The sequence below is a fragment of the Thiorhodococcus mannitoliphagus genome (genome assembly GCF_010915725.1).
Taxonomy (GTDB): domain Bacteria; phylum Pseudomonadota; class Gammaproteobacteria; order Chromatiales; family Chromatiaceae; genus Thiorhodococcus; species Thiorhodococcus mannitoliphagus.
Window position 1 is genome coordinate 1 of record NZ_JAAIJR010000279.1, and the last position, 2,559, is coordinate 2,559.

Consider the following 2,559-nt stretch of genomic DNA (forward strand, 5'->3'; position numbering starts at 1 on the left):
GCAGCAAGACGTCCACGCCAAGATCCTTGCCCTGAACCTCGCCAGCATGGTTCGAGGACTCGCCCAGGTGCTCGCAACCCGCCGCCACGCCGCGCGCAAGCATGCCTATCACGTCCGCTGGACCAGCAGCCTCTCGACCATGAAGCACACCCTGGTTCGACTACTGATCGGCACCTTACATCCTCCAACCACCCTGCTGACGCAGGCCGTCCTCACGCTTTCCGATGCCGTCGAGGCGGTACGGCCAGACCGACAATTTCCACGCCGCAATCCCGGCAAGCTCAAGCCTGGATTCCACCCGGCTTACTGCCGGGCGGCTTAAGTCCATGGCATTGCCTCAACACCTATCGGTTTCCCGAAATCAACCGGAACAGCCGCTCCAAGCCTGCGTAGCCAGGCCATCCTGGCCTGGTTTGCCAGGACTGGAAGCCCTGGCTACATAAAACCGATAGGTGGTGAGGCCATGCCCCTCGCACGTAAATGGATCGCGCTGATAGGAGCACAGGTCTTCTCGCCTTATCCAATCGTGACGGAGAAACGCCCGATGGACTACAACCACATCCTCGAAGCCCTGAATGAAGCAAGCTTGTTCGAACTCTATCGGCTCAACGTCGCAATCGCCAACCAGCTCGATGACCCAGCGCGCATCCGCAACGCCAAGCAGGCGCTTTGCGTCGGCCAAACGGTCTCCTGGTTCGACAGCGGCCAGAACCGTCTGGTCGAAGCGCACCTCTTGAAGATCAACCGCACCCGTGCGGTCGTGAAAAACATCGGCGACGGCAGACGCTGGACCATCCCCTTCTACTTGATCAACCTCGACGGCCAAGACGCCGAGATTGCATCGACGAAACGCCGCGGACTAGACCGCAACAGCGTCAAGGTCGGCGACCGCGTCGCCTTCAAGGATCGCAACGGCCATGAAAATTTCGGCGAAGTCGTCAAGCTCAACCAGAAATCGGCCGCCGTGCTGGTTGGCTCGGTACGCTGGCGGGTGAGCTATGGTCTACTGGAATCCGTGATCGACGGTGCCCTTGGCAACGAGGAGCTGGCCCTACCCGGCACATGGCGCCAGCTCGAGGGGGCGAGCGGGGAGATCGAAGACGCCGAGATCGAGGAGATTCCGAAAGACGACGATTGAGGATAAGACAATGGCTCGTTTCGACCTCATTGCTCTACTTTGGCGTGTCCCACCTGAACACTGGCTAGAATGGCGCCCATGAGCACCCCTGATACTCCCTCGGCGAACGCGGGCGCATCAATGTCCGAGCGACCTGATTACGACTCGCCCTGGAAAGAGGCCATCGGCGCATACTTCGAGCCCTTTATGCGCCTCTTCTTCGAGCCGGTGCATGCGCGCATCGATTGGCATCACCACCATGAATTCCTGGATGCAGAGCTGCTAAAGATCACCGGCGACTCCCAGCTCGGCAAGCGCTTCGCGGACCGACTGGTACGCGTGCGCAGCCGCCAAGGCCAGGAGCTGTGGCTGCTGATTCATATCGAGATCCAGGGGCAGGCCGATACCTCCTTCAACCATCGGATGTTCCAGTACTACTACCGGATCCACGACCACCATCCAGAAGCGGAGATCGTCAGCCTGGCGGTCCTGACCAATCAACCTGACTGCTCGAGACTCGGGCGCTACGCATCCGAGCATGACGGCTATGGCGTGCAATTTTGCTTCCGTGTCCATAACCTCCAGGACTGGGCCATCCAATGGGAACCTCTGAAGGCACAGGCCGCGAGCAACCCCTTCGCCGTTGTCGCCCTCGCACAACTGGCGGCGCACCGAAAGGCCAGCGACCCCGAGCGCAAGGCCAGCAAGCGCGAGATCATCTGGCTGCTCTACCATTACCATTACGCGCGCGAGGACGCCCTCGCGCTGCTGCGCTTCATCGACTGGATGCTGCGCCTGCCGCGCGCACTCGAGCTGGAATTACGCAACGAACTGATTACATTGGAGGAGAGCACCAAGATGCCCTATGTCATGAGCTTCGAGCAGATGGCGCTTGAGCGCGGCGAGAAACGCGGCGAGAAACGCGGTGAAGAACGCGGCGAGAAACGCGGCGAGACCAAGGCCCTGCTGCGCATGATCCAAGCCAGGTTCGGCCCACCAACCCCGGAACAGCTTCAGCAAATCGAGTCCGCCGACATCCCTCAGCTCGATACCTGGCTCGATCGGTTACTGACGGCAAGCACCTTAGAGGAACTGCTCGACGGATGATCCCATAGGAAGTCTCCGTCACCCGTTGGCGCGAGCAATCCCTGCCTACCGCCCCTACTGGATGCCCCTCGCCGCGCGAACGCGATCCATCTCGCCGCCTCTTTCATCAAGAGCAGCGGACTGGAACTGCGCGATTCCGTGCTCCTTGACGCATCTCAAGGCATACACCTGCGTCTGCGGCGAGGGGGCGCGACATTTAGACGCTGTATAGGAACTAAGTAACTGATTCGCTGTCGAAAAAATCTGAATAACATGGCGATTTAATACGAATGCCCTCTTTTCATTCGGAGGAGATCAAGATGAATTCAGACAATGCCCATACACCTTTACGCTAT

The 2,559-nt window shown here is 59.6% G+C and carries 2 protein-coding genes and 1 pseudogene; all 3 read left to right on the top strand.

Annotated features, from left to right (window positions below; translation table 11 throughout):
- Positions 1-322, top strand: a pseudogene (locus G3480_RS26080) (IS4 family transposase); the annotation flags it as partial.
- 141 nt (positions 323-463) lie between these two features.
- Positions 464-1,138 carry a hypothetical protein gene (locus G3480_RS26085; RefSeq protein WP_240906088.1) on the top strand — a complete coding sequence of 225 codons (675 nt, stop codon included), beginning with the start codon at positions 464-466 and terminating at the stop codon, positions 1,136-1,138.
- Between the two features lie 78 nt (positions 1,139-1,216).
- Positions 1,217-2,224 (top strand): DUF4351 domain-containing protein, encoded by a 1,008-nt coding sequence (locus G3480_RS26090; RefSeq protein WP_164657117.1) that lies wholly within the window; start codon positions 1,217-1,219, stop codon positions 2,222-2,224.
- The last annotated feature ends 335 nt before the right edge of the window (positions 2,225-2,559 follow it).